Here is a 25,680-nt window from a genome sequence, read left to right as displayed (position 1 = left end):
GTTATTCTCCCCGTGAGTCAGCGTTATCTTTCTTCTGCTGACGCCCCAGTTCACGAACCGCCATCACGCTGACACCGGCAACCAGTCCTACTACGCCACCAAGCAGCCCAATCGCCCCGGCAGAAATATTGCCGCCTTCTTTCATATTGACGTCAGGTTTCTCGGAACGCGGTGTTTGGTTTTCCACATGAGCAAGCTGGTGAATACCTTTATGGAAACCGACACCTTCTTCGTTACAGCCGTAGCAAGGGTGACCGATAGCCACCGGCCACACGCCGCCAACATCGCAGAATTGCAGCGTTGAGCAGTTGCCGTAGGTTTCTGGTCCTTTACAGCCCAGATGGTAGAGGCACCATCCTTCACGGTGACCTTCATCGCCAAACTCTTTAGCAAAACGACCTGCATCGAAGTGCGGGCGACGTTCGCAGTGTTCGTGAATCAAACGACCATAGGCAAATGTCGGACGGTTTTTGGTATCCAGCTTCGGCGGCTTACCGTAAGTGATGATATGCGCGACCGTTGCAAGGAAGTTGTGCGGGTTCGGAGGACAGCCGGGGATGTTGATGATGGTTTTGCCTGGCAGAACTTCCTGCAAGCCGACGGCACCCGTTGGGTTAACGCCAGCAGCAGCAACACCACCCCACGCGGCACAAGAGCCGATGGCAATGATAGCGGCAGCGCCTTCTGCGGCCCGGCGGATGTGATCTACGATCGGCTCACCGGCAACCATGCAGTAAATACCATTGTCTTTCAGTGGGATAGAACCATCTACAACCAAAACATATTGCCCTTTGTACTTCTCCAGAGCGTTATGTTTATTCTCTTCGACCTGGTGGCCGAAAGCGGCAGAGAGTACCTCATGGTATTCCAGAGAGATTGTCTCCAGAACGAGGTTTTCCACTGTAGGGTGTGTCGCGCGAAGTAGCGATTCAGTACAACCCGTACACTCCTGCGCACCAATCCAGATAACCGGTGGACGCTGAGGACGAGAAACTGATTCGGCCATTTCTGCGGCGGCTTTGCTACTGAGCCCCATGGTAGCGGCCAGTGCTGCACAAAGCTTCATGAAATCACGGCGATTGATGCCGTTCGAATTGATGAGAGAGTTATCTCCAGTCATTTTATAGTTATTCCGTTGCGAAGACCTGGCTTTTATTTTGCACCTTTCGCATGTTGCATATTGCGATCGGCGCGCCATTTACCACACTTTTTATATGGTTATGTGCATTATAATACTTCGGCGGAGCAACAAAACGAAGGCGTAGGTCAATAGTGTAATTAATTAAAGCAAGATAATACCCCTTTCGGATCAAGCTTCGAGACGATAGCCAGCCATGAAAAAACGAATTGTTGTACTGGACTGGTTCTCTTTAAAGAAATCCATAACCATCTCTTTATCCAGCCCATAGCGACGCGTGAGGATCCCCGCTTCCCACGCGCTGAGCTGTCGATCGCCCGTTTTTTCAAACATTCGATGAGAAAATCCCAGCACAAAACCGCGTTTATAATCAGCACAAAAATTGGCCGCCGTGCGTGCGCTATCCGCACTTGACGCGTTTAATCCGGCCATCAAGCCTTTTCCAAAATGGTTGTTCATGCATAACCTCCAATCGCTATATAGTAAATTATATAGCGATTTTTTAAGCAAAGACCAGAGGTATCACGTACTTTTTTATGCCCGCTTAAAAGGACACCCATTCATCCTTTTTAGCGGCTGCAGACGTTTTGCTGTCTGCTGAAGGGGAAGCGGTGCTGGCGGCGGCGTACTGCACATCGTTTGCTGAAAGGCGGAACTGTTGTACCGAGCGTTGCAGCTCTTCCGTTTGCCGTTCAAGCGCCACAGCTGCGGCGGAAACTTGCTCTACCAGCGCGGCGTTCTGTTGCGTTACGCTGTCCATCTGCGTGATCGCCACGCTCACCTGCGAAATGCCCTTATTCTGTTCTTCTGAGGCAGAAGCAATTTGCTTCATGATAACGGTCACTTCGGTGGCTCCGCGCAGAATCGCCTCCATGGTTAATCCCGTCTCTTTAACCAGTCGAGCGCCCTGATCGACGCGACGCGACGATTCGCCAATCAGCGTCTCAATCTCTTTCGCCGCCCCGGCGCTACGGCTGGCAAGGTTACGCACCTCACCGGCAACAACGGCAAAACCACGCCCCTGCTCACCTGCTCTGGCAGCTTCAACTGCCGCGTTCAGCGCCAGAATATTGGTCTGGAAGGCAATACTATTAATAACAGACGTAATTTCCGCGATCTGTTTAGAGCTGGCGGCAATGCCGTCCATCGTCTCAACCACTTCTGAAACCAGGCTGCTCCCTTTACCTGCCGTCTCTGTCGCCGTATCGGCAAGCTGGCTGGCTTCACGCGCATTTTCGGCGTTCAGTTTTACCGTTGCGGTCAGTTGCTCCATGCTGGCAGCGGTCTCTTCCAGCGCCGCAGCCTGCTCCTCAGTACGCGATGAGAGATCGTTATTGCCGGTGGAAATTTCCGTAGCCCCTCGCCAGATGTTGTCACTACCTGAGCGAATTGTACTGACGGCTTCGCGCAGGCTGTCCTGCATCGCGCACAATAACGGCACCAGTTGGCCCACGCAGTTACGGCCAAAATCTTCGATTGGATGGCTGAGATCGCCCTGAGCAATCTGCTGGAACTGCTGGCGGATACGTCCCAGGGGTTTCACCATCATGGCGACGAGGTAACGATCTGTGAAGAACAGGAGAGCAATACCGAGGATCACTGCGGTAATAATTAGCGTCCGGATGATAGACGTTTTGCCATCGACCATGACACGCGTGGTATCAAGCCGCTCACCTGCCGTGGCGTTAAAACGTTCGGCACTGGCGCCAAATTCACGGCTCAGCGCTGGCGTAACGGTGCTGGCATGCTCCGCAAAGGCCGTAAGCGTGCCCTGCTGCGCCAGTTGCATTTGCGGAACCACCCCGTTATCCAGCAGCGCCTGCCACTTCGTCAGTACCGCCGCGGCAACATCCGGATCCATAGGCCCCGGAGACAACGTTTTCATCTCCTGGAGTTTTTTGCTCATATTCTCCAGGGACTGCTGCGCTGGTGCAAAATCAGGCGTTCCGCCGCTCATTTTGACATCCATGGCGCGACTTAAGCGCGTTACGAAGCGAAAATACTGATCGTTCCCCTGACTGAGCACCGTCATCTGATGGACAAGATGACGGTCAATATCATTGCCTTCAGATATTTTTGATAAAGAATGAAGACTGAATAAACCCACGCCCGACCAGAGCAGGCAAAAAAGTCCCAGTATTGCCAACATGACAATACGAATAGTGAAGTTTTTCAGCAAACGCATAATAATTTCCTTGCCGTTGATGAGGAATTCGCCATCAGGCGATACTTATCCTTGTTATCGGCAGGCAACAGAGAAGATATAATGCATTCTTTATTTTTTTACTTTCTTAAGTACATCCAATATTATTTACACTATATCAACATGAATGCTAATGAAATTAGCTAGCATTATTATTCAGATAATTAACCTGAAGCATTAAATAATCCCTTGTTTTCTATCGTAAATATTTGTTAAACCATGCAAGAGTACGTTCCCAGGCCAAATCAGCGGCAGCATTATCATAACGCGGTGTCGAGTCATTATGAAAACCATGATTAACGCCGGGATAGATATATGCCTCATAGACTTTCTTATTGGCTTTGAGCGCCGCTTCATAGGCGGGCCATCCCTCATTAATTCGGGTATCTAATTGCGCATAGTGCAGTAATAAAGGCGCTTTTATTTTAGGGACATCTGATGCAGGAACCTGACGCCCATAAAAAGGCACTGCGCAGGCCAGTTCAGGAAAAGCAACGGCTGCGGCGTTCGACACGCCGCCACCGTAGCAAAATCCGGTGATACCCACCTTTCCCGTCGCGCCTGAATAACGCTGCATAAATTCAATGGCGGCAAAAAAGTCATTCATCAGCTTTACGGGGTCAACCTGCTGCTGCAACTCCCGACCTTTATCATCATTGCCAGGATAGCCCCCCACTGAACTTAAGCCATCAGGCGCGAGCGCAATATAGCCCGCCTTTGCCACCCGCCGTGCCACATCCTCAATATACGGATTCAGCCCACGATTCTCATGCACCACCACTACCGCCGGAACTTTCCCCGTCGCTTTCGCAGGTTTGACCAGATACCCACGCACATCACCATGCCCTTCAGGTGAAGGGTAAGTCATGTATTCCGCCAGGATATCAGGATCGGTGAACTCCACCTGCGTTGCGAGGGCATAATTGGGTTTCAATACATTGAATAAAGCCAGCGCCGTCATACCACCGACTGCATATTTCGCAGCAAGATTGAGAAACTCGCGTTTCGTTATTTTGCCATGAGCGTAATAGTCATAGTAGTCGAGCAATTCTTGCGGAAAGTCTTTGGCAGTTAGACGCGACATGGCAGCACTCCGGATCGATGTTTTTTTAAGCAAAGCACAGTGGTCTGTTTTTGCCCAGTTTTTCATTCCAGTGTGACCTGGTGAACGGGATATTCACCATGAACCCGCTAGAATAGAAACGTTGTTTCGAAATTCACCTGCACTAAGGAGATCTCATGGACTGGTTTGCCAATCCTGAACGTTACGAGCAGATGCTCTATCGCTACTGTGGGCGCAGCGGTTTACGTTTACCCGCGCTATCGCTGGGTTTGTGGCACAGTTTTGGGCACGTTCAGGCGCTGGATTCACAGCGCGCTCTGCTGCGTAAAGCATTTGATTTAGGCATCACGCATTTTGATTTAGCCAATAACTACGGGCCGCCTCCGGGCAGCGCAGAAGAGAATTTTGGCCGATTACTGCGCGAGGATTTTGCACACTATCGTGATGAACTGATCATCTCCACCAAGGCAGGCTATGACATGTGGCCAGGCCCATACGGTTCTGGCGGTTCGCGCAAATACCTGCTCGCCAGCCTCGACCAGAGCCTTAAACGCATGGGCCTCGACTATGTCGATATCTTCTACTCTCACCGCGTTGATGAAAATACGCCAATGGAAGAGACCGCCTCAGCGCTGGCCCATGCGGTGCAAAGCGGTAAAGCGCTGTATGTCGGCATCTCATCCTATTCCCCGGAGCGTACGCAGAAAATGGCCGAGCTGATGCGGGAATGGAAAATTCCGCTGCTGATCCACCAGCCTTCTTACAACCTGCTTAACCGTTGGGTAGACAGCAGCGGTCTGCTGGATACGCTGGAATCCAACGGCATGGGCTGCATCGCATTTACGCCGCTGGCCCAGGGGCTGCTGACGGGGAAATACCTCAACGGCATTCCGGAAGGTTCACGCATGCAGCGTGAAGGGAAAAAAGTTCGTGGGCTGACGGAAAATATGCTGACGGAAGAAAACCTTAACAGCCTGCGTTTGCTCAATGAAATGGCGCAACAGCGCGGACAGTCGATGGCGCAAATGGCCTTAAGCTGGCTGCTGAAAGACAACCGGGTGACGTCGGTATTAATTGGCGCCAGCCGACCGGAGCAACTGGAGGAGAACGTTCAGGCGTTGTCTAACCTGACGTTCAGCGCCGAAGAACTGGCGCAGATCGATAAGCATGTCGCGGATGGTAAGCTGAACCTGTGGCAGGCCTCATCTGACAAATAGCCGTTTGTAACTCTGTGCCGGGAAGCGGCGTTAGCCTCCCCGGCACGTAACAGGGCCAGCCAATCCCTTCACACCTCTTCCGCTTTGATCTCTGGACGTTGAAATTCCGGCCACACCAGCGCGACAAGCGCAGGATAAGCCTCCAGACTGAACTCCCTGAAGCACTGGCGTAAGTTAAGCACATCCAGATCGGCATGCGGGACTTTCTCACCGCTCAGACAGCGCTTTTTTATATTGTCGTAATATTTATACACCGCAGAGTTGAGATCGCTACAACGCCGCTGTGCATCAAATAGCCCTGGCGTCTCATTTAGCTCTACCATTGTCATCCGCTTGATCGTGGAGTGGATAAAATCGATATATTCGTGATTAACGCGCCAATACCATACTGGGGTAATCGAATTCATCAGTACCGAAAAATGATCTTCCCCCTCTTCTTTACTCAGCATTTCCGGCTGGTTTTCAGAGTGCCCATTTTCTGCATATCGGTTTTTATTTGCACTGCGCATCAACAAAAGTACCCCGCAGGTAAGCAATAGCAGGGTAATAACAGAATAAAATATACTGTTCATATACTGGCTCCATTTTTTTTGATTTTAAAATTACGCCATGCTATTGTCAACGCAGCCTGGTTTATTTAGAACAACATATCATTGGCATCAAAGGATATTTCAACATGCTTCCCGAGCATCTTGTTCCCTCGCGTTTTCACTTATCCAGCTCATCTACTAATACCCGTCCCACAGATAATAGTGAAAATTTGACTCAGGGAAAGAGAACATTAAGCGATTACGAACCCGATATTTTGATTAGCTCTACAGCTAACGGCCAGGCGCGCAATATGTTATTTGAAGAGTGCGATCGCCATTTAAAAGAGCGCCTGTTTCGTGCCGCGAAAATTGAGTCCTTCACTCGCCTGCTCAATTCACTACAAGCGGAAGGCGACATTAACGCTCAAGAATTAAGTAAAATTTTATCGACAAAAACAGCCAGCGTAAATGAACAGGGCAATAAAATTTGGCTTAATTTAATTACGCGTGAGACCAGCGATCCTATTTTTTATTCTCTGGAAGAGAAATAAAATGAAAGATGTTGAGGATAATAATGTTTATTTGGCTTTAGATGACCATAAAAGCGATGAGTTTGTCTTAAAGCAAAATTTGGCCGTATTGATTGCCAATAAAAATGCGACGTTGGAAAGCGTTGCCCAGGAGATGGTCTCTATTCCCGCCGCGCTAGTGCGGATGAAATGGCAAAATCGTCGCGAAATTTATGCGCTACAGGCTAAAGAAGAGATCTATGGCGCCGCGATTGAAGCCATTATGGAGCAGCAACCAGAACTACGGGACAAAATCATGGCCCGGCTGGAGAGCACATACCAGCATATACTCAAGCAAGAAACAGCCACCTTACGCCTGACGCGTAAACTGTCTGAAGGGAACTACGAACCCACCAGGATAACGGCAGTCGCACTGGATGAGGACAGATAAGGGCGTCTGGGGAGAGCTGAATCAGGAGAGGAAGGCCGGGTAAGGCAACAACCATTACCCGGCAATCAGGATTACTTCGCTTTCACGGTCTCTTCACCGACCAGACCAATCTTCAGGAAACCCGCCTGATGCAACGTATCCATAACTTTCATCATGGTTTCATAATCGACGGTTTTATCCGCACGGAAGAAAATCGTGGTGTCTTTCTTCCCATCGGTCAGCGTATTTAATTCGCTAATCATGGTGTCATCCGTCACCTGATTGTTGCCAATAAACATACTCTTATCGGCTTTAACAGACAGGTAAACCGGTTTTTCTGGACGCGGCTGCGGCGTGCTGGTGGAAGCCGGGAGATTCACCTTCACATCCACCGTTGCCAACGGTGCGGCCACCATAAAGATGATCAATAAAACCAACATAACATCGATAAACGGTGTCACGTTGATTTCATGCATTTCACCGTTATCGTCCAGGTTTTCATTAAAGCTCATTGCCATGGAACATTATCCTACACGTAATTTCTGCGCTGCACGTACCGGATGGGCAGAAGCGCTAGCGTTCAGGTCCAGATCGCGACTTTGCAGCAACAGTACCTGTGCCGCGACATCGCCCAGCATCGCTTTATAGCTGCCAATCTGACGTGCGAAAATGTTGTAGATAACGACCGCTGGAATTGCCGCGACCAGACCGATCGCCGTCGCTAACAGTGCTTCTGCGATACCCGGCGCAACAACGGCCAGGTTGGTCGTTTGGGTTTGTGCAATCCCGATGAAGCTATTCATGATGCCCCACACGGTACCGAACAGACCCACAAATGGAGAGATAGCCCCGATGGTGGCCAGGTAGCCGTTACCACGTCCCATATGACGACCTACCGCCGCCACACGACGCTCCAGACGGAAGCCGGTACGCTCTTTAATACCTTCGCTGTCGTCGCTGCCTTCTGACAATTCCAGTTCGTTCTGCGCTTCGTAAATCAACTGTGCGCCCAGGCTTTTGCCATCGAATCCTGCAGCAATCTCATTTGCCTGGTCTAAAGAGCGGGCGTCCGCCAGCAGTTGCTGTTCACGCTTAAGGCGGCGTTTCTGAGTAAAGAACTCAAGGCTCTTACTAAAGAAGATAGCCCAGGTGACCACTGATGCCAAAATCAGCCCAATCATCACGCACTTAACCACGATATCGGCGTGCTGATACATACCCCAGACGGAAAGATCCGTCTGCATCAAATTATTACCCACTCTGTATCTCCAGGACGCAAATCACAAAATCTGAGCGTAATGATATCAAAACGACGTCGAATTGATAGTCGTTCTCATTACTATTTACATATTGCCGCACCTTTGGTTTCTTTTCCTTGCGCTTACGCAGTAAAAAAGTCACCAGAAGCATTTTGAGATTATTTTCTACTGTATGACCGTTCTGCAGGATGCGTCATCTTTGATTCATGGTAGTTTAGACATCCAGACGTATAAAAACAGGTAAGACGACATGGCAGATAAGCAACTTGAAACCAAACTCGTTCACGCAGGACGCAGTAAAAAGTACACGCTGGGCGCGGTAAATAGCGTGATCCAGCGCGCTTCTTCGCTAGTGTTTGACACCGTAGAGGCCAAAAAGCAGGCTACGCACAACCGTGCTAACGGTGCGCTTTTCTATGGACGTCGCGGAACCCTGACGCATTTTTCCCTGCAGGAGGCAATGTGTGAACTGGAAGGCGGCGCGGGTTGCGCGTTGTTCCCCTGCGGCGCGGCGGCCGTTGCCAACACCATCCTCGCCTTTGTGGAACAAGGGGATCATGTGCTGATGACCAACACCGCCTATGAACCCAGCCAGGATTTCTGCACCAAAATTCTCGGCAAACTCGGCGTGTCCACCGGATGGTTCGATCCGCTGGTTGGTGCCGATATTGTGAAGCACATACAGCCGAACACTAAAGTCGTATTTCTGGAATCTCCCGGCTCTGTCACCATGGAAGTACATGATGTTCCTGCTATTGTTGCCGCCGTCAGAAGCGTCGCGCCGGATGCGATCATCATAATTGATAACACTTGGGCTGCCGGGGTGCTGTTCAAAGCGCTGGATTTTGGCATCGATATTTCTATTCAGGCTGGCACCAAATATCTGATTGGCCATTCCGACGCCATGGTCGGCACTGCGGTAGCTAATGCCCGTTGCTGGGATCAACTGCGCGAAAATGCCTATCTGATGGGGCAAATGCTGGACGCCGATACCGCCTATATGACCAGCCGCGGACTGCGTACGCTAAGCGTTCGCCTGCGCCAACATCATGAAAGCAGCTTAAAGGTCGCCGAGTGGCTGGCCAGCCATCCGCAGGTCGCCCGCGTGAACCACCCCGCGCTGCCCGGCAGTAAAGGCCACGAATTCTGGAAGCGTGATTTCACCGGCAGCAGCGGACTGTTCTCATTTGTATTGAATAAGAAACTAAATCATGAAGAGCTGGCCGCGTATCTGGACCACTTCAGCCTGTTCAGCATGGCCTACTCCTGGGGCGGTTTTGAGTCGCTGATTCTCGCTAATCAGCCGGAACACATTGCGGCAATCCGTCCGCAAGGCGAGGTGGACTTCAGCGGAACGCTCATCCGTTTGCATATCGGTTTAGAGAATGTTGACGATCTGATTGCCGATTTGGCCGCAGGATTTGCCCGAATCGAGTAAAATTGCCATAGATGGACATATATGCAGACACTTCTGGTGGAAAAGTCTGCAATTGTTGCGTCCGGGATCAAGGCATCCCGGACAATTCAGGAGTACAATCCACACATAAACGCTGTTCCACAGGAAAGTCCATGGTAGTCATTCAAGATATTGTCTCCGCGCTTTGGCAACACGATTTTGCCGCGTTGGCGGATCCGCACGTTGTGAGCGTGGTGTACTTCGTAATGTTCGCCACACTGTTTTTAGAAAATGGCCTGCTGCCTGCCTCCTTTTTACCCGGAGACAGCCTGTTATTGCTGGCAGGGGCGCTGATCGCTCAGGACGTGATGAGTTTTATACCTACCATAGCTATTCTGACTGCCGCCGCCAGTCTGGGCTGCTGGCTAAGCTACATTCAGGGACGCTGGCTGGGCAACACGCGGACGGTAAAAGGCTGGCTGGCGCAATTACCTGATAAATATCATCAGCGCGCTACCTGCATGTTTGACCAACACGGGCTGATGGCACTGCTGGCTGGGCGTTTCCTGGCATTCGTTCGTACCTTGCTGCCAACAATGGCGGGAATTTCGGGCCTGCCAAACCGTCGGTTCCAGTTTTTTAACTGGCTGAGCGGTCTGCTGTGGGTCACCGTCGTCACCGGCTTTGGCTATGCGCTGAGCATGATCCCGTTCGTCAAACGCCATGAAGATCAGGTGATGACCTTTTTAATGATCCTGCCGATTGTCCTGTTAACCGCGGGTCTGTTGGGTACCCTGTTTGTAGTGATTAAAAAAAAATACTGTAGCGCCTGAGTATTAACCGTAGGCCGGGGTTCCCCCGGCATTTTCGCCTGATGACGTTTCGCTTATCAGGCCAGCGCTGAGTAAGTTTAACTCCCCTGCATCATTCGAATTCTGGCCGCATCCTCCCCCGGCGTTACGCCAAAGAAACGTTTGAATTCCCGACTGAATTGCGATGCGCTCTCATAGCCGACGCGCATGGCAGCCGCACTGGCCTTCATCCCGTCGTGGATCATCATCATCCGTGCTTTATGCAGACGATAGCTCTTCAGGTATTGCAGCGGCGACGTGCTGGTCACCGCTTTAAAATTATGATGAAACGCCGACACGCTCATGTTCGCTTCTGCCGCCAGTTGTTCGACATTAAGATTTTCGGTGTATTTGGTTTCAATGCGCTTTAGCACACGACTTATCAAACTGAAATGCGTCTGGCGACTGACCAGCGCCAGTAATGCGCCGCCGCGCGGCCCGGTCAGCACATGGTAGAGGATCTCGCGAATAATCTGTTTCCCCAGAATACGCGCATCCAGCGGTCGCTCCATCACATCCAGCAGGCGCTCAGCGGCGCACAGTATTTCGTCAGAAAGCGTCGCGGAGTTGATCCCGCTGGCCGCCATGGCGGGCTGGAACAGCTCATCTTCCCCAATGTCCATCAACAACTCCTGCAATTGCAGAATATCGACATTCAGGTAGATACCGGCCAGGGGAACCTCCGGCGTTGCATACGTTTCACATTCAAAGGGTAACGGTACGGTTAGCAACAGGTATTCGTTGGCGTCATAACGAAATACACGTTCATTGATATAACCAATTTTATGTCCCGAAAAGAGAAATATGATTCCTGGCTGATACATTACCGGTGTGCGCGCTGCCGGCTCAGTGCCGTGCAGCAGGCGGACATCTGGCAGCAGTTCGCTGAGTTTATTTTCATTGTTTTTCAGCTGCTTAATTTTATCTGTCAGCAGAAGGCAGATCTCATCACGGTTCATAGAGCACCATTTCATCATCGGTTTGCAACCATGACATAATGCGCAGATTTATCCGTTTTCTCCAGCAGTCTGTAGAAATGGGCAAGACATCGGCAGAAATGAGCATTGAGAGCAGCGCGGCTGACGACCACAATGTTCATCATCCGGCAGACACTCTCCTGCCCTCTTTTTTTACCCACATAAGGGAACGAGCAATGAACAACTTTAATCTCCATACCCCAACCCGCATTCTGTTTGGTAAAGGTGCGATTGCTGAGCTGCGCGATCAAATCCCTCAGGATACTCGCGTGTTGGTTACCTATGGCGGCGGTAGCGTGAAAAAAACCGGTGTCCTGGCACAGGTTCAGGATGCGCTGAAAGGCCTGGACGTGCTGGAGTTTGGCGGTATTGAGCCGAACCCGTCTTATGAAACGCTGATGAACGCGGTAAAAATCGTGCGTGATGAGAAAGTGACGTTCCTGCTGGCGGTAGGCGGCGGTTCGGTGCTGGATGGCACCAAATTCATCGCGGCTGCGGCACAATACGCTGACGGCATCGATCCATGGCGCATTCTGGAAACCCACGGCAACGACGTAACAAGCGCTATCCCGATGGGCTCCGTATTAACCCTGCCAGCAACCGGCTCTGAATCTAACTCCGGCGCGGTCATTTCGCGTAAAACCACCGGCGATAAGCTGGCCTTTATGACCCCATTTGTGCAGCCGGTATTCGCCGTGCTGGATCCGGTTTATACCTATACCCTGCCGCCGCGTCAGGTTGCGAACGGCGTCGTAGATGCCTTCGTACATACCGTTGAGCAGTATGTGACTTATCCGGTAGACGGGAAAATTCAGGATCGCTTTGCTGAAGGTATTCTGCTTACGCTGGTAGAAGAAGGCCCGAAAGCATTGCAGGAGCCGGAAAATTACAACGTGCGTGCGAACGTTATGTGGGCGGCAACCCAGGCGCTGAACGGTCTGATTGGCGCAGGCGTACCACAAGACTGGGCAACGCATATGCTGGGCCACGAACTGACCGCAATGCACGGTCTGGATCATGCTCAAACATTGGCTATCGTTCTGCCAGCGCTGTGGAATGAAAAACGCGATACCAAACGTGCCAAACTGCTGCAATACGCAGAGCGTATCTGGAATATCACCGAAGGTTCCGATGACCAACGCATCGACGCCGCTATTGCCGCAACCCGCGCTTTCTTCGAACAAATGGGCGTACCGACTCGTCTGTCTGACTACGGCCTGGACGGTAGCTCCATCCCAGCGCTACTGGAAAAACTGCAAGCGCACGGCGGTACGAAACTGGGCGAACATCAGGACATTACGCTCGAGGTCAGCCGTCGGATTTACGAAGCTGCCCGCTAAGGTTTTTTCACCTCCGCCTTTCATTTTTGGGTATTTATATTCTAAATATTTCGAGTTGCATAAAGGCAGCAAAGGAGAGAATCCCCAGGAGCTTACATAAGTCAGTGACTGGGGGTGAAACGACAAACCTGCCGGGAGCAGATTTGAACGCTGCTTGCAGCGGACCTGAAAGGGCGAGGCTCATGGATGGGCCGCGTAATAAAGCCAACGCATATGCAGCTTGAAGTATGACGAGGATAGGCCAGACTTAAGTCACACCTAACTTACCGGGGCTTGCCTCGGTAAACTCAATTCAGGGGAGGAATTATGACCGGTCCAACCATTATTAAACTACAGGATGGTAACGTCATGCCGCAGCTGGGCCTGGGGGTCTGGAAGGCAAGTAACGAAGAGGTCATCACTGCCATTCATAAAGCGCTGGAAGTGGGGTATCGCTCAATTGATACCGCTGCGGCGTACAAAAACGAAGAAGGTGTCGGCAAAGCAATACGCGATGCGGGCGTACCGCGGGAAGAGTTATTCATCACCACCAAGCTATGGAATGATGACCAGAAACGCCCTCGGGAAGCCTTGCACGAAAGCATGGAGAAACTCCAGCTCGATTACCTTGATCTTTATCTGATGCACTGGCCAGTTCCGGCGATCGACCACTACGTTGAAGCGTGGGAAAGCATGATCGATCTGCAAAAAGAAGGGCTGATTAAGAGCATCGGCGTGTGTAACTTTCAGATCAATCATCTCCAGCGACTGATGGATGAAACCGGCGTACCACCGGTGATTAACCAGATAGAACTTCATCCGCTTATGCAACAGCGCCAACTGCACGCCTGGAACGCAACGCATAAAATCCAGACCGAATCCTGGAGCCCGCTGGCGCAGGGCGGCAAAGACGTCTTTGATCAAAAGATCATCCGCGATCTCGCGGAGAAATATGGCAAATCACCGGCGCAGATTGTCATCCGCTGGCATCTGGATAGCGGCCTGGTGGTTATTCCGAAATCAGTCACTCCTGCGCGTATCGCAGAAAACTTTAACGTCTGGGACTTCCGCCTGGATAAAGATGAATTAGGCGAAATCGCAAAGCTCGATCAGGGCAAACGTCTGGGACCAGACCCGGACCAGTTCGGCGGTTAACCCCTTCTCTCCTGCCCGACCTCTCGTCGGGCCTTTACTGATTTGAATTTCGGCGTAGACCACGTGCACAGCTAATTGAGTCCCATGCGATCTGCCCCACTGGAAGCCGACTGAATCGCAGCAGAACAAATTTTTCGAGCAGTATGAAGGATATCTGTCGTCACACGATCATGAACGGGCGGATGATGCAAAACTGGCCGCATTAGCGGCCAGAATTCGTGAGGCATAATTACTGAGCACTTCTGCCAGATGGCACCTTATCCGGCCGACTGTCTTTCAGGCCCGGTAAACATTTCACTCCCGGGCAAGACAGATTAGCGCCCAGCTACTTTCCCACGTTTTTTGTTCGCGGCGGGCGTCTGGCGCTGATGCGCCACAGGCGTGTGCTTGGTCAACGCCGGACGGGTATGACGGTTCTGGCGACGCGCTTCGCGCATCTCTTCCAGCGTAGGCGCCGGAACCAGACATTCTCGACGACCACCGATCAGATGCTTTTTACCCATATCTTCCAGCGCCTGGCGGATTAACGGCCAGTTGGCTGGATCGTGGTAACGCAGCAGCGCTTTATGCAGACGACGCTGTTTATCACCTTTCGGCACCACCACGTCTTCACTCTTGTAACCAATTTTACCCAGCGGGTTTTTCCCGGTGTAATACATGGTTGTGGAGTTCGCCAATGGTGATGGATAGAAGTTCTGCACCTGATCCAGACGGAAACGACGTTGCTTCAGCCACAGCGCCAGATTCACCATATCCTCGTCACGCGTCCCAGGATGCGCAGAAATAAAGTACGGGATCAGGTACTGCTCTTTACCGGCCTGTTTAGAGTAGGTGTCGAACAATTCCTTAAAGCGATCGTAGCTGCCCATCCCCGGCTTCATCATCTTCGACAGCGGGCCTTCTTCAGTATGCTCTGGCGCAATCTTCAGATAACCGCCCACGTGGTGGGTCGCCAGCTCTTTGATATAGCGCGGATCTTCGACCGCGATGTCATAGCGCACACCTGAAGCGATAAGGATCTTTTTAATGCCTTTCAAATCACGCGCACGGCGATAGAGGTTAATCGTCGGCTCGTGGTTGGTATCCATATGCGGACAGATATCCGGGTAGACGCATGACAAACGACGGCAGGTTTGCTCCGCACGCGGTGACTTACAGCGCAGCATATACATATTCGCCGTTGGGCCGCCGAGATCGGAAATCACGCCGGTAAAGCCCGGAACGGTGTCGCGAATAGCTTCGATTTCATTGATGATCGAGTCTTCAGAGCGGCTCTGGATAATGCGGCCTTCGTGCTCGGTGATCGAACAGAACGAGCAGCCGCCAAAACAGCCACGCATAATGTTGATCGAGAAACGGATCATCTCATAGGCCGGAATGCGGCTGTCGCCATACGCCGGATGCGGCACGCGCTTGTACGGCAGCGCAAAGACGCTGTCCATTTCTTCGGTAGAGAGCGGAATGGCTGGCGGGTTGATCCAGATGTAGCGATCGCCATGCTTCTGCATCAGCGCGCGCGCACAGCCTGGGTTGGTTTCGTGGTGCAGGATGCGCGACGCATGTGCATACAGCACTTTATCGCCCTTCACTTTTTCGAAGGACGGTAGCAGCACGTAGGTTTTTTCCCACGGTTTCGGGCGCGGCGGCTGTACAGTTACCGCTTTCGCTTCCTGCTTTTTCGGTGCGACAGGTTTGTTGTCGGCACACGGCAAATCCTCGCCGTATGGATGCGGGATCGGGTCAATTTTGCCCGGCGTGTCGAGACGCGTGGAATCCACCCCACTCCAGCCCGGCAGCGCTTCTTTAACCATAATCGCGGTGTTACGCACGTCGCGGATCTGATCGATAGTTTCACCCATCGCCAGACGATGCGCCACTTCCACCAGCGGACGTTCGCCGTTACCGAACATCAGCATGTCGGCTTTTGAATCCACCAGCACGGAGCGACGAACGGTATCAGACCAGTAGTCGTAGTGCGCGGTACGGCGCAGGCTGGCCTCAATACCGCCGAGAATAACCGGCACATCTTTCCATGCTTCCTTACAGCGCTGGGTATAGACCAGCGTCGCGCGGTCCGGGCGTTTGCCCGCCACGTTGTCTGGCGTATAAGCATCGTCATGGCGCAGTCGGCGATCGGCGGTATAACGGTTGATCATCGAATCCATGTTGCCTGCGGTTACACCAAAGAACAGGTTCGGTTTACCCAAACGCATAAAATCGTCTTTGTTGTTCCACTCCGGCTGGGCGATAATCCCAACACGAAAGCCCTGCGCTTCCAGCATACGGCCGCAAATTGCCATGCCAAAGCTGGGATGATCGACGTATGCATCGCCGGTAACCAGAATGATGTCGCAGCTATCCCAGCCAAGTTGGTCCATTTCGTCACGTGACATCGGCAAAAATGGTGCCGGGCCAAAACAGGCAGCCCAGTACTGCGGCCAGGAGAAAAGGTCTCTGTCCGGCTGGATCAGGGATATTGCGCTCATAGTGCTTCCAAAAATGGTAAAAAAATAATCAAAGGCCGGGGATTATACGCTGTATGTCGGCAAGAAATGAAGTGGAGTCTGAGTCGGACAAGTAGAAAGTGATTTAAATTGTTAAATTTTACGACGCCCATTTTTATCATTCATAATTAACACCATGCCGGCCAGCTGAGATAACTCTTTTTCGGCGGGGGATTTTTCATTGCGACTCAACGATTCACTGCATATTTCCCAGTTACGGGTAGTTGTTCACCTGTGCGGATTTCTGGTTCTTCTCTACAGCTTCTCCATGCTGCCGCCGATGACCATTGCTCTGTTAAATAAAGAGCGGAGCTTTTTCGCTTTTTTCAGCACATTTATGACGTTCTTTACCCTCGGCGGTGGAGCGTGGCTGGCAACCAAACATGCAGGAATTCAACTCCGAACCCGGGATGGCTTCGTCATTATCGTCCTGTTCTGGCTGCTGTTTTCGTTTATCAGCGCCATGCCGATGTGGATGGACGATGGCTTAAATCTCTCCTTTGCCGATGCCCTGTTCGAAGGGGTTTCCGGGATAACCACCACTGGCGCTACGGTAATTGACGACGTCAGCGCCTTGCCGAAATCGTATCTGTACTATCGGGCTCAGCTCAATTTTATTGGCGGCCTGGGGGTTATTGTCCTTGCCGTGGCGGTACTACCCCTGCTGGGTATTGGTGGTATGAAGCTGTATCAGTCTGAAATGCCAGGTCCCTTTAAAGAAGAACGCCTCACGCCAAGGCTTGCTGATACCGCACGTACGCTGTGGCTGACCTACGTCATTCTGGGCCTTATTTGTACTCTGGCCTACTGGGTTGCCGGGATGTCGTTTTTCGATGCCTTATGCCACGGGCTGTCGACGGTCTCTCTCGGCGGATTTTCTACCCGTAGCGAGAGCATCGGCTTTTATAACAGCCACGCTATTGAGTTAGTCGCCGGACTGTTTTCACTGCTGTCTGCGTTTAACTTCACCCTCTGGTACGTAGCTATTGTGAAACGTACCTTTAAGCCCTTTCGTCGTAATGCCGAGCTGCGTTTCTTTCTGCTTATTGCGCTGGTTGTCACCTTGATCGCCACCTGGCAGGTCTGGCGGGCGGGTATGTACGGGATAACGGACAGCCTGGTGCATGCCTTTTTTCTGGCCAGTTCGATGCTGACAGATAATGGCCTGTCGACGGCGGATTATGCGCAGTGGCCTTCGCACACGATATTCATGCTGCTCAGCGCCAGTTTCTTCGGCGGTTGTGTCGGCTCGACCTGCGGGGGGATTAAGGTGCTGCGTTTTTTGATTATGTTCAAGCAATGCCGTCAGGAGTTACATCAGCTCGCGCATCCTCGCGCCCTGCTGAATATCAAAGTGGGCAATAACGTGGTAAGCGACCGAGTAGTGCGTTCGGTATGGAGCTTTTTCTTTCTCTACGTTTTATTTACCAGCTTTTTTATCTGGGCGCTCAATCTGATGGGCTATGATCTCTTCTCCTCTTTCGCCACCGTTGCCGCCTGCATCAATAACATGGGGCTGGGATTTGGCATCACCGCAACGACGTTTGGCACCTTAAACGAGGAGGCAAAACTTCTGATGTGCGCGGCCATGATCATGGGGCGTCTGGAGATTTACCCCATACTGATCCTATTCTCGCGCATGTTCTGGCGGGCGTAACGGAAACTCCGGCGCATTACGGCGCCGGGTTCACCAATATCTGTCCGATCGAACCACGATCCGCCATTTCCAGCGTCTGACTGTTAAAGTAGAACGGGAAATGAGCCCAGGAAGGTTGTCCATAGTAGACCAGTAATTCAACCTGGCCGTCGACCCAGACGGTATCTTTCCAGCCCCGGTCTTCCGGGAACGGCATTGCGCCATTCACATTACGGATCAGGAACGAGACGCCTTCGATATGGAAAGACTGAGGCATATCCGCTCGTACCGTCCAGCGCTCCCAGGAGCCCTGCTGAGCGGTAATATCCATGCGGTTGACGTCCCACAGCTGACCGTTGATGCCGGGATCGTCATCCAGACTGATATCACGGCTGCGAATCGGTGAACCACTGAGGATTTCCGTTGGCAGCAGGCGCATTGGCAGACTGTCGGTCACCAGCGGCAGGAGACCCGTCGGGCGCAGCGTCAATACCAGCGTGGAGATGAGAATACTGGAAGGCTCAAAGAATCCGCGGATCCTGTCGACAATGCTGGCCGCCTCACCACAGGTGATAGAGACCTCATTTCCGTTAGTCATATCCACCAGGATCTCACGGCGCTCGCCAGGCGCCAGCGAGAGCTGCTTCACCGAAACGGGCGCAGGTAAAAAGCCCTGATCGCTGGAAATCACATGCAGCGCGCGGCCATCGCTCATTTGCAACTGGTAACGACGCGAGTTTGAAGCGTTCAGCAAACGCAAACGCACCCAGCCGCGAGAGACTTCGACATATGGGCTTTGCGCCCCGTTGACCAGCAGGGTATCACCGACAAAACCACCGCTGCCGGGTTCGCTATATTCCGGCGTACCAAAGTTGTCCAGACGCTTGTCCTGGATAATGATCGGAAAATCATCCACGCCGTAGTGGTTGGGAATAGACAGTGATTTACTCACTTCATCTTCAATCAGCCACATTCCGGCAAGACCGTTATAAACCTGCTGGGCAGTACGATTTGGCGTATTGGCGTGATACCACAGCGTAGCGGCATTCTGACGAATCGGCAGCACTGGTGCCCAGTCTGCATTAGGGGACATCATGCGCGCCGGGCCGCCCATCAGCGGGCCTGGCACCTGTAATCCAGCGACAGTCATCGAGACATTTTCAGTCAGACGGTTGCTGTAGATAAGTTTGACGTCATCCCCTTTCCAGACGCGGATCGTCGGTCCCAGGTAGCGACCGTTAATCCCCCAGACAGGTGCGCGCGTGCCTTGCGTGAAGGACCAGTGGGCGCGTTGCAGCGTCATAAATAACGGCTGCCCCCGACGGGACTCCAGCAGCGGAGGTACGGGTAACGGTTGTTGCTGACCGGCAGCATTAGCCTTCAGCGGAACAGCACCTGCACACAGTGCGATCCCCGATGCCTGAATGAACTGACGCCGACTGAATGACATATAAACTCCATGAAAAACTGGCGATTAACACGCAGGAAATCTTTTCCTGTAACAAACCCGAATTGCGCGGATTAAACCTTACCGGCGGCTTCCCGCTCAGCAACTTCTTTATCGAGTTCTGCGATTTTTTGTTCCATCAGCGTGCGGCAATGTGCTGCCAGTTCACGAACCTGATCTTTGCCAAAGTGGCTAATATCCACCGGCGGCAACATCTCGACAATCGCCAGACCATTATTGAGTCTGTTTAATTTTATCTTGTTCGAGGTGGTTGAAACGCACACCGGAATAACCGGGACACCCGCCGCAATCGCCGCATGAAACGCGCCGGTTTTAAACGGCAACAGACCGCGACCACGACTACGCGTTCCTTCCGGGAACATCCAGATAGAAATACGACGTTTTTTGAAATGATTCACCACCGCCGCAATGGTGCTGTGCGCTTTGGTACGGTTGTTTCTGTCAATCAGCAGGTTGCCGGTTAACCAGTACAGCAGCCCGAAGAATGGGATCCACAACAGGCTTTTTTTGCCGACTGTCACCGTCGGCGGCTGAACGATATTCGCAGCGGTAACCATGTCATAGTTGTTCTGATGATTACAAATATAGATAGCATTACCATAGTTCTGCGCGTCTGCCGGCATGCGGCACTCAACCTTCAGGCCATAAAGGGGAGCCAAGCGGCCAAACATATGACCGAACGTTGCGACGTGTTTTGGATTTCGTGGGCTGAACAGACAGTATATGCAACCGAAAATACAGACCAGAACGCAGTAAATAACAGTAATGATTAAACGAAAAATATATAGCATAACAACCTCTGAGGCCTAAGAGCCTGGCATTTTACGTCACCTGATTCATCACGCAGTATCAGGTTAGGGCTTTGTTAAGGGCGGCTCTCTGGAAAAGCGTATTGTTAATCGCAACGCACGAATAAACAACGGTTTCACGGGAATTTTTAACCTTGGCTCTCCCCGGGCTAAAACAGGGAGAGCCGGACGGTAGCGTTATTCTTCGCTGTCGCCGTGACTGGCGCGTCGAGGCGAGTCAATGTCAATGCGATCGATACGCTGCAGACCACGCATTAGCGTACCGCGACGGCCACGCTCGCCGGTCACTTTCTGCAACTCTTCAGGACGCAGTTTAATTTTGCGCTTACCAACGTGGATAGTCAGCGTGCTTTGTGGCGGCAGCACGTAGAGCTGCGCCAGGCCATCTTCACCTTTCGCCGCTTCCGCTGAAGGGATATTGATAATCTTGTTCCCTTTGCCTTTTGACAATTGCGGCAAATCGCTTACCGGGAACATCAACATGCGACCAGCTTGGGTGATTGCCAGCAGCATATCGGTTTCATCTTCAATCACAACCGGCGGCATAACGCGCGCATTTTCTGGCAGCGTAATCAATGCCTTACCAGCACGGTTACGAGCTACCAGGTCGTTGAAGGTGCAGACAAAACCGTAACCCGCATCGGATGCCATCAGCAGTTTCTGATCGTCGCCTTCCATCAGCATGTGCTCAACCGTCGCGCCCGGCGGCAGCGTGAGCTTCCCGGTCAGCGGTTCACCCTGTCCACGCGCCGACGGCAGCGTAATCGGGTCGATGGCGTAGCTGCGTCCGGTCGAGTCCACGAACACCACCGGCTGGTTGCTCTTACCCTTCACCGCAGACTTAAAGCTGTCGCCCGCTTTATAGCTTAATCCCGGCGCATCAATGTCGTGGCCTTTCGCGCTACGCACCCAACCACTCTGGGACAGCACAATGGTCACTGGCTCTGACGGCAGCATGTCGTGCTCGCTCATCGCCTTCGCTTCTTCACGTTCCTGCAGCGGAGAGCGGCGTTCGTCGCCATAGGCCTCGGCATCAGCCTGCAGCTCTTTCTTCAGCAGGTTACTCATTTTACGCTCAGAAGCCAGAATGCCTTGCAGCTGATCGCGCTCTTTCGCCAGCTCATCCTGCTCGCCGCGGATTTTCATCTCTTCGAGTTTGGCAAGGTGGCGCAATTTCAGCTCAAGAATGGCTTCAGCCTGGGTTTCAGAAATGCCAAACCGCGACATCAGCTCGGGCTTAGGTTCATCCTCATGACGAATAATTTCGATTACTTCGTCAATGTTGAGGAACGCCACCAGCAAACCTTCAAGGATATGCAGGCGTTTAAGCACTTTTTCCAGACGATAGTTCAGGCGACGACGTACGGTATCGCGGCGAAACGCCAGCCATTCGGTGAGGATCTCCAGCAGATTTTTCACCGCCGGACGACCATCAAGACCGATCATATTCAGATTGATGCGGTAGCTTTTTTCCAGATCGGTGGTGGCAAACAAGTGGTTCATCACCTGCTCCATATCCACACGATTGGAGCGCGGGACAATCACCAGACGGGTCGGGTTTTCGTGATCCGATTCGTCGCGCAGGTCGTCTACCATCGGCAGCTTTTTATTGCGCATTTGAGCGGCGATCTGCTCCAGCACTTTTGCCCCGGAAACCTGATGCGGCAGCGCGGAAATCACCACCGCGCCGTCTTCTTTCGTCCATACCGCGCGCATACGTACGGAGCCGCGCCCGTTTTCGTAAATCTTACGAATCTCTGCCCGCGAGGTAATGATCTCCGCTTCGGTCGGGTAATCCGGCCCCTGCACGATGTCCAGCAACTGATCCAGCGTTGTTTTCGGCTGCTCAATCACGGTAATCGCCGCTTTCGCCACTTCACGCAGGTTATGTGGCGGAATGTCCGTCGCCATACCAACGGCAATACCGGTCGTGCCGTTCAACAGAATATTTGGCAGACGCGCAGGCAGCATCTTCGGCTCCTGCATGGTGCCGTCGAAGTTTGGCACCCAGTCCGACGTACCCTGGCCGAGTTCACCCAGCAGAACTTCCGCATATTTAGACAGGCGGGATTCGGTATAACGCATCGCCGCGAAGGATTTCGGATCGTCCGGCGCCCCCCAGTTCCCCTGCCCGTCAACCAGCGGATAACGGTAAGAGAACGGCTGCGCCATCAGCACCATCGCTTCATAACAAGCGCTGTCGCCGTGTGGGTGGTATTTACCCAGTACGTCACCGACGGTACGGGCGGATTTTTTAAATTTGGCGCTGGCATTCAGCCCCAGTTCGGACATCGCGTACACGATGCGACGCTGAACGGGTTTCAAACCATCGCCAATAAACGGCAACGCCCTGTCCATGATGACGTACATGGAGTAGTTCAGATAGGCGGTTTCCGTGAATTCATGCAGCGCCAGGCGCTCTGCCATATCGCTCATTAATCGTGGTTCCTCAACTTTGTACCCCTCTATTGAAGGGCAATATTGCCGCAGATACTACCCTATCTGGCGTGTTGAGTCACAAAGAAAAGGGCCACGAGTGCGGCCCAAATGGGGATTATTTGGCAACTTTGGTAATCTGTTTCACGTCGATTTCAACGGAGTTCCAGTCTTTATCCACTTCACCCTGGATTTCAACCACATCCTGCGGTGTGACGGTTACGCCGTTCCAGCGCTTGTGGTCGATATCCACATTCACTGTGCCGGTCGCATCTTTAAACACATACAGGTCGTCGGAAATACGCTCAACGATGTTCCCGCGCAGGGTAACCCAAGTGTCATCACGCAGTGATTTGGCGCTTTCTACCGTCGCGCTGCTACCATTCGGGCCGACAAATCCGCCATTTTGGCTTTGCGTGGTGGTTGTCGGTCCAGAGAAACCGCCCTGCTGCGCTGCCAGAACAGGTGCGGAACACAGTGCCATTACGGCAACCATTGCAGCTAATTTTTTCATCGTCATGTCTCCCTTTCATTTTGGTTTACGACTATTAAATAAGTTAATCCTTAACAAGTTCTTAAGGCAAAAAAAGATACTTTTTTTGCTGTACAGAGGCTGTAGTCACAAGGTTTACTGACGCTAATGAGAGCGGCTGCAGGGAAGAACATATGCGTATTTTACTGATCGAAGATGACACATTGATCGGCGACGGCCTGAAAACAGGTCTGAGTAAAATGGGTTTCAGCATCGACTGGTTTACCGAGGGTCGACAGGGGAAAGAAGCGCTCTACAGCGCCCCTTATGATGCGGTGATCCTCGACCTGACGCTGCCAGGCATCGACGGACGGGACATCTTGCGCGAATGGCGAGCCAACGGAAAGCAGGAGCCAGTGCTGATTCTGACCGCTCGCGACGCGCTGGCGGAACGCGTTGAGGGTCTGCGTCTCGGCGCGGATGACTATCTGTGCAAACCCTTTGCGCTGATCGAAGTTGCCGCCAGGCTGGAGGCGCTGGTGCGCCGTGCCAGCGGCCAGGCGAGCAACATATTGCGCCATGGCCAGGTGACGCTCGATCCCGGTGCGCTGGTTGCCACGGCGGCAGATGAGCCTTTGTCTCTCAAACCCAAAGAGTTCGCTCTACTGGAGCTGCTGATGCGCAATAAGGGTCGCGTCCTGCCCCGCAAACTGATTGAAGAAAAACTGTATACCTGGGACGAAAACGTCTCCAGCAATGCGATTGAGGTACACGTCCATCACTTACGCCGTAAGCTCGGCAGCGACTTTATCCGTACCGTGCATGGCATTGGCTACACCTTGGGTGACACATGAAACTCACACAACGCCTCAGCCTGCGCGTCAGGCTAACGCTTATTTTTCTGATTCTGGCATCGGCAACCTGGGCCGTTTCGAGCTTTGTAGCCTGGAAGCAGACCACCGACAATGTCGATGAGCTGTTTGATACCCAACTGATGTTTTTCGCCAAGCGGCTTAGCACGCTGGATATCAGCGACGTCACCACCTCAAGCAATATGGCTCGCACGCCGAAGAAGCTCAAGCACGGCCATATTGATGACGACGCGCTGACGTTTGCCATCTTCACCATCGACGGCAAAATGGTATTGCACGATGGCGACAACGGCCAGGATATTCCCTACAGCTACACCCGCGAAGGCTTTACCGATGGCCAACTCAAGGGGGACAACGACGCATGGCGTTTTCTGTGGCTGAATTCCGCTGACGGCAAATACCGCATTGTGGTAGGCCAGGAGTGGGAGTATCGAGAGGATATGGCGCTGTCGATCGTCACCGCCCAGTTAACACCGTGGTTGATTGCGCTGCCGCTGATGTTGCTAATCCTGGTGGTCATGATTAGCCGTGAACTCTGGCCGCTGAAAAAACTGGCGCAGGCTCTGCGCTGGCGCTCACCGGAATCGGAGGAGCCGCTCGACCCGAAAGGTGTGCCAAGCGAAGTACGCCCGTTGGTTGAATCGCTCAATCAGTTGTTTACCCGCACCCATTCCATGATGGTCCGCGAACGGCGCTTCACTTCTGATGCTGCCCACGAGCTGCGCAGCCCGTTGACCGCGCTGAAAGTACAAACTGAAGTGGTGCAACTGTCAGACGACGACCCGCAAACGCGGGAAAAAGCGCTGGTACAGTTGCATGCGGGAATTGAACGCGCCACCCGGCTGGTCGATCAGTTACTAACGCTTTCACGCCTCGACTCCCTCGACAATCTTCAGGATGTGGCGGAAATCTCGCTGGAGGAGCTTTTACAATCCGCGGTGATGGATATCTACCATCCAGCCCAGCAGGCGCATATCGACGTGCGTTTGCAGATTAACGCGCACAACATCATGCGCACAGGACAGCCGCTGTTGCTGAGCCTGATGGTACGAAATCTGCTGGATAATGCGATCCGCTACAGCCCGCGGGGTAGCATTGTGGAAGTGACGCTCAACGCCCGTAATTTTAGCGTCAAGGATAATGGTCCTGGCGTTGCGCCAGAGGTCCTTACGCACATCGGGGAACGCTTTTATCGTCCACCGGGACAAAGCGTGACTGGCAGCGGTCTCGGCCTATCGATTGTCCGCCGTATCGCAATATTGCATGGAATGTCAGCCTCGTTTGGCAACGCTCCGCAAGGTGGCTTTGAAGCGAAGGTCAGTTGGTAATTGCGTTATTATTGCTCAAATAGCAAAAGACTTTGCACATTTTGCTAATTTCACCGCGTCGCTGGTAGGGGTAAAATCGTCTTCAAACGTATTTCCCTGAGGACACAA

The 25,680-nt window shown here is 52.5% G+C and carries 23 protein-coding genes and 1 pseudogene; 11 read left to right on the top strand and 13 right to left on the bottom strand.

Annotated features, from left to right (window positions below; translation table 11 throughout):
• Nucleotide 1: 1 nt before the first annotated feature.
• The 4 genes from hybO to yghX form a co-directional block, all read right to left on the bottom strand.
• The gene (gene hybO, locus OGV75_RS03625) at nt 2-1,120 is read right to left on the bottom strand and encodes a hydrogenase 2 small subunit (protein ID WP_016154493.1); all 1,119 of its coding nucleotides are present in this window, start codon (nt 1,118-1,120) and stop codon (nt 2-4) included.
• Nucleotides 1,121-1,309: 189 nt separating this feature from the next.
• On the bottom strand, nt 1,310-1,597 hold the full coding sequence (locus OGV75_RS03620; RefSeq protein ID WP_047358639.1) for a DUF2623 family protein: 288 nt from the start codon (nt 1,595-1,597) through the stop codon (nt 1,310-1,312).
• A gap of 85 nt (nt 1,598-1,682) precedes the next feature.
• Nucleotides 1,683-3,323: a methyl-accepting chemotaxis protein gene (locus OGV75_RS03615; protein ID WP_181633239.1), complete on the bottom strand. Its 1,641-nt coding sequence runs from the start codon at nt 3,321-3,323 to the stop codon at nt 1,683-1,685.
• 214 nt (nt 3,324-3,537) lie between these two features.
• Complete coding sequence (gene yghX / locus OGV75_RS03610) at nt 3,538-4,425, bottom strand: YghX family hydrolase (protein ID WP_049268743.1); 888 nt, start codon at nt 4,423-4,425, stop codon at nt 3,538-3,540.
• A gap of 155 nt (nt 4,426-4,580) precedes the next feature.
• Between yghX and OGV75_RS03605 the strand changes: the two genes are divergently transcribed.
• On the top strand, nt 4,581-5,621 hold the full coding sequence (locus OGV75_RS03605; RefSeq protein WP_046276176.1) for an aldo/keto reductase: 1,041 nt from the start codon (nt 4,581-4,583) through the stop codon (nt 5,619-5,621).
• A 68-nt stretch (nt 5,622-5,689) separates the two neighbouring features.
• On the opposite strand, the gene OGV75_RS03600 is transcribed toward OGV75_RS03605, so the two are convergent.
• Entirely contained in the window at nt 5,690-6,193 is a 504-nt protein-coding gene (locus tag OGV75_RS03600) for an ESA_00282 family adhesion-associated protein (RefSeq protein ID WP_016154498.1), read from the bottom strand.
• A gap of 104 nt (nt 6,194-6,297) precedes the next feature.
• Between OGV75_RS03600 and OGV75_RS03595 the strand changes: the two genes are divergently transcribed.
• Complete coding sequence (locus tag OGV75_RS03595; protein WP_137351820.1) at nt 6,298-6,702, top strand: hypothetical protein; 405 nt, start codon at nt 6,298-6,300, stop codon at nt 6,700-6,702.
• A gap of 1 nt (nt 6,703) precedes the next feature.
• A complete protein-coding gene (locus OGV75_RS03590) occupies nt 6,704-7,111 on the top strand; it encodes a cytoplasmic protein (protein WP_142418105.1) in 408 nt (135 codons plus the stop codon).
• A 71-nt stretch (nt 7,112-7,182) separates the two neighbouring features.
• On the opposite strand, the gene exbD is transcribed toward OGV75_RS03590, so the two are convergent.
• Entirely contained in the window at nt 7,183-7,608 is a 426-nt protein-coding gene (gene exbD, locus OGV75_RS03585; protein WP_016154501.1) for a TonB system transport protein ExbD, read from the bottom strand.
• A 6-nt stretch (nt 7,609-7,614) separates the two neighbouring features.
• A complete protein-coding gene (gene exbB / locus OGV75_RS03580; RefSeq protein ID WP_286480346.1) occupies nt 7,615-8,349 on the bottom strand; it encodes a tol-pal system-associated acyl-CoA thioesterase in 735 nt (244 codons plus the stop codon).
• Nucleotides 8,350-8,599: 250 nt separating this feature from the next.
• Here exbB and metC point away from each other — a divergent pair, with 250 nt between their 5' ends.
• Nucleotides 8,600-9,787 (top strand): cystathionine beta-lyase, encoded by a 1,188-nt coding sequence (metC, locus tag OGV75_RS03575; RefSeq protein ID WP_016157474.1) that lies wholly within the window; start codon nt 8,600-8,602, stop codon nt 9,785-9,787.
• Between the two features lie 131 nt (nt 9,788-9,918).
• Complete coding sequence (yghB, locus tag OGV75_RS03570; RefSeq protein WP_046276174.1) at nt 9,919-10,578, top strand: DedA family general envelope maintenance protein YghB; 660 nt, start codon at nt 9,919-9,921, stop codon at nt 10,576-10,578.
• A 77-nt stretch (nt 10,579-10,655) separates the two neighbouring features.
• Here yghB and OGV75_RS03565 read toward each other — a convergent pair whose 3' ends face one another.
• Nucleotides 10,656-11,555 carry an AraC family transcriptional regulator gene (locus OGV75_RS03565; RefSeq protein WP_029139662.1) on the bottom strand — a complete coding sequence of 300 codons (900 nt, stop codon included), beginning with the start codon at nt 11,553-11,555 and terminating at the stop codon, nt 10,656-10,658.
• Between the two features lie 194 nt (nt 11,556-11,749).
• Between OGV75_RS03565 and yqhD the strand changes: the two genes are divergently transcribed.
• The 3 genes and pseudogenes from yqhD to OGV75_RS03550 all read left to right on the top strand — a co-directional run.
• Complete coding sequence (yqhD, locus tag OGV75_RS03560; RefSeq protein ID WP_131346881.1) at nt 11,750-12,913, top strand: alcohol dehydrogenase; 1,164 nt, start codon at nt 11,750-11,752, stop codon at nt 12,911-12,913.
• Nucleotides 12,914-13,219: 306 nt separating this feature from the next.
• On the top strand, nt 13,220-14,047 hold the full coding sequence (gene dkgA / locus OGV75_RS03555; RefSeq protein ID WP_286480345.1) for a 2,5-didehydrogluconate reductase DkgA: 828 nt from the start codon (nt 13,220-13,222) through the stop codon (nt 14,045-14,047).
• 48 nt (nt 14,048-14,095) lie between these two features.
• A pseudogene (locus OGV75_RS03550) lies at nt 14,096-14,276 on the top strand (hypothetical protein); the annotation flags it as partial.
• An 85-nt stretch (nt 14,277-14,361) separates the two neighbouring features.
• Here the strand turns inward: OGV75_RS03550 and OGV75_RS03545 are convergent.
• A complete protein-coding gene (locus tag OGV75_RS03545) occupies nt 14,362-16,533 on the bottom strand; it encodes a YgiQ family radical SAM protein (RefSeq protein WP_003024532.1) in 2,172 nt (723 codons plus the stop codon).
• Between the two features lie 199 nt (nt 16,534-16,732).
• Between OGV75_RS03545 and OGV75_RS03540 the strand changes: the two genes are divergently transcribed.
• Entirely contained in the window at nt 16,733-18,208 is a 1,476-nt protein-coding gene (locus OGV75_RS03540; RefSeq protein WP_016157477.1) for a TrkH family potassium uptake protein, read from the top strand.
• A 16-nt stretch (nt 18,209-18,224) separates the two neighbouring features.
• On the opposite strand, the gene ftsP is transcribed toward OGV75_RS03540, so the two are convergent.
• From ftsP to OGV75_RS03520, 4 genes are all read right to left on the bottom strand, one after another.
• Nucleotides 18,225-19,637 carry a cell division protein FtsP gene (ftsP, locus tag OGV75_RS03535; protein ID WP_046276172.1) on the bottom strand — a complete coding sequence of 471 codons (1,413 nt, stop codon included), beginning with the start codon at nt 19,635-19,637 and terminating at the stop codon, nt 18,225-18,227.
• 71 nt (nt 19,638-19,708) lie between these two features.
• Complete coding sequence (gene plsC, locus OGV75_RS03530; protein ID WP_016154509.1) at nt 19,709-20,446, bottom strand: 1-acylglycerol-3-phosphate O-acyltransferase; 738 nt, start codon at nt 20,444-20,446, stop codon at nt 19,709-19,711.
• A 195-nt stretch (nt 20,447-20,641) separates the two neighbouring features.
• Nucleotides 20,642-22,900 (bottom strand): DNA topoisomerase IV subunit A, encoded by a 2,259-nt coding sequence (gene parC, locus OGV75_RS03525; protein WP_286480343.1) that lies wholly within the window; start codon nt 22,898-22,900, stop codon nt 20,642-20,644.
• 118 nt (nt 22,901-23,018) lie between these two features.
• Complete coding sequence (locus OGV75_RS03520; RefSeq protein ID WP_016154511.1) at nt 23,019-23,414, bottom strand: YgiW/YdeI family stress tolerance OB fold protein; 396 nt, start codon at nt 23,412-23,414, stop codon at nt 23,019-23,021.
• A gap of 152 nt (nt 23,415-23,566) precedes the next feature.
• Here OGV75_RS03520 and qseB point away from each other — a divergent pair, with 152 nt between their 5' ends.
• Nucleotides 23,567-24,226 carry a quorum sensing response regulator transcription factor QseB gene (qseB, locus tag OGV75_RS03515; RefSeq protein ID WP_046276171.1) on the top strand — a complete coding sequence of 220 codons (660 nt, stop codon included), beginning with the start codon at nt 23,567-23,569 and terminating at the stop codon, nt 24,224-24,226.
• Entirely contained in the window at nt 24,223-25,572 is a 1,350-nt protein-coding gene (qseC, locus tag OGV75_RS03510) for a quorum sensing histidine kinase QseC (protein ID WP_286480342.1), read from the top strand. The genes qseB and qseC overlap by 4 nt, the downstream gene beginning before the upstream one ends.
• The last annotated feature ends 108 nt before the right edge of the window (nt 25,573-25,680 follow it).

Source organism: Citrobacter sp. Cb028 (assembly GCF_030336705.1).
GTDB classification, from domain to species: Bacteria; Pseudomonadota; Gammaproteobacteria; order Enterobacterales; family Enterobacteriaceae; genus Citrobacter; species Citrobacter braakii.
Note: the sequence above shows the minus strand (reverse complement) of the source record. Positions and strands in the feature narration are given on the sequence as shown.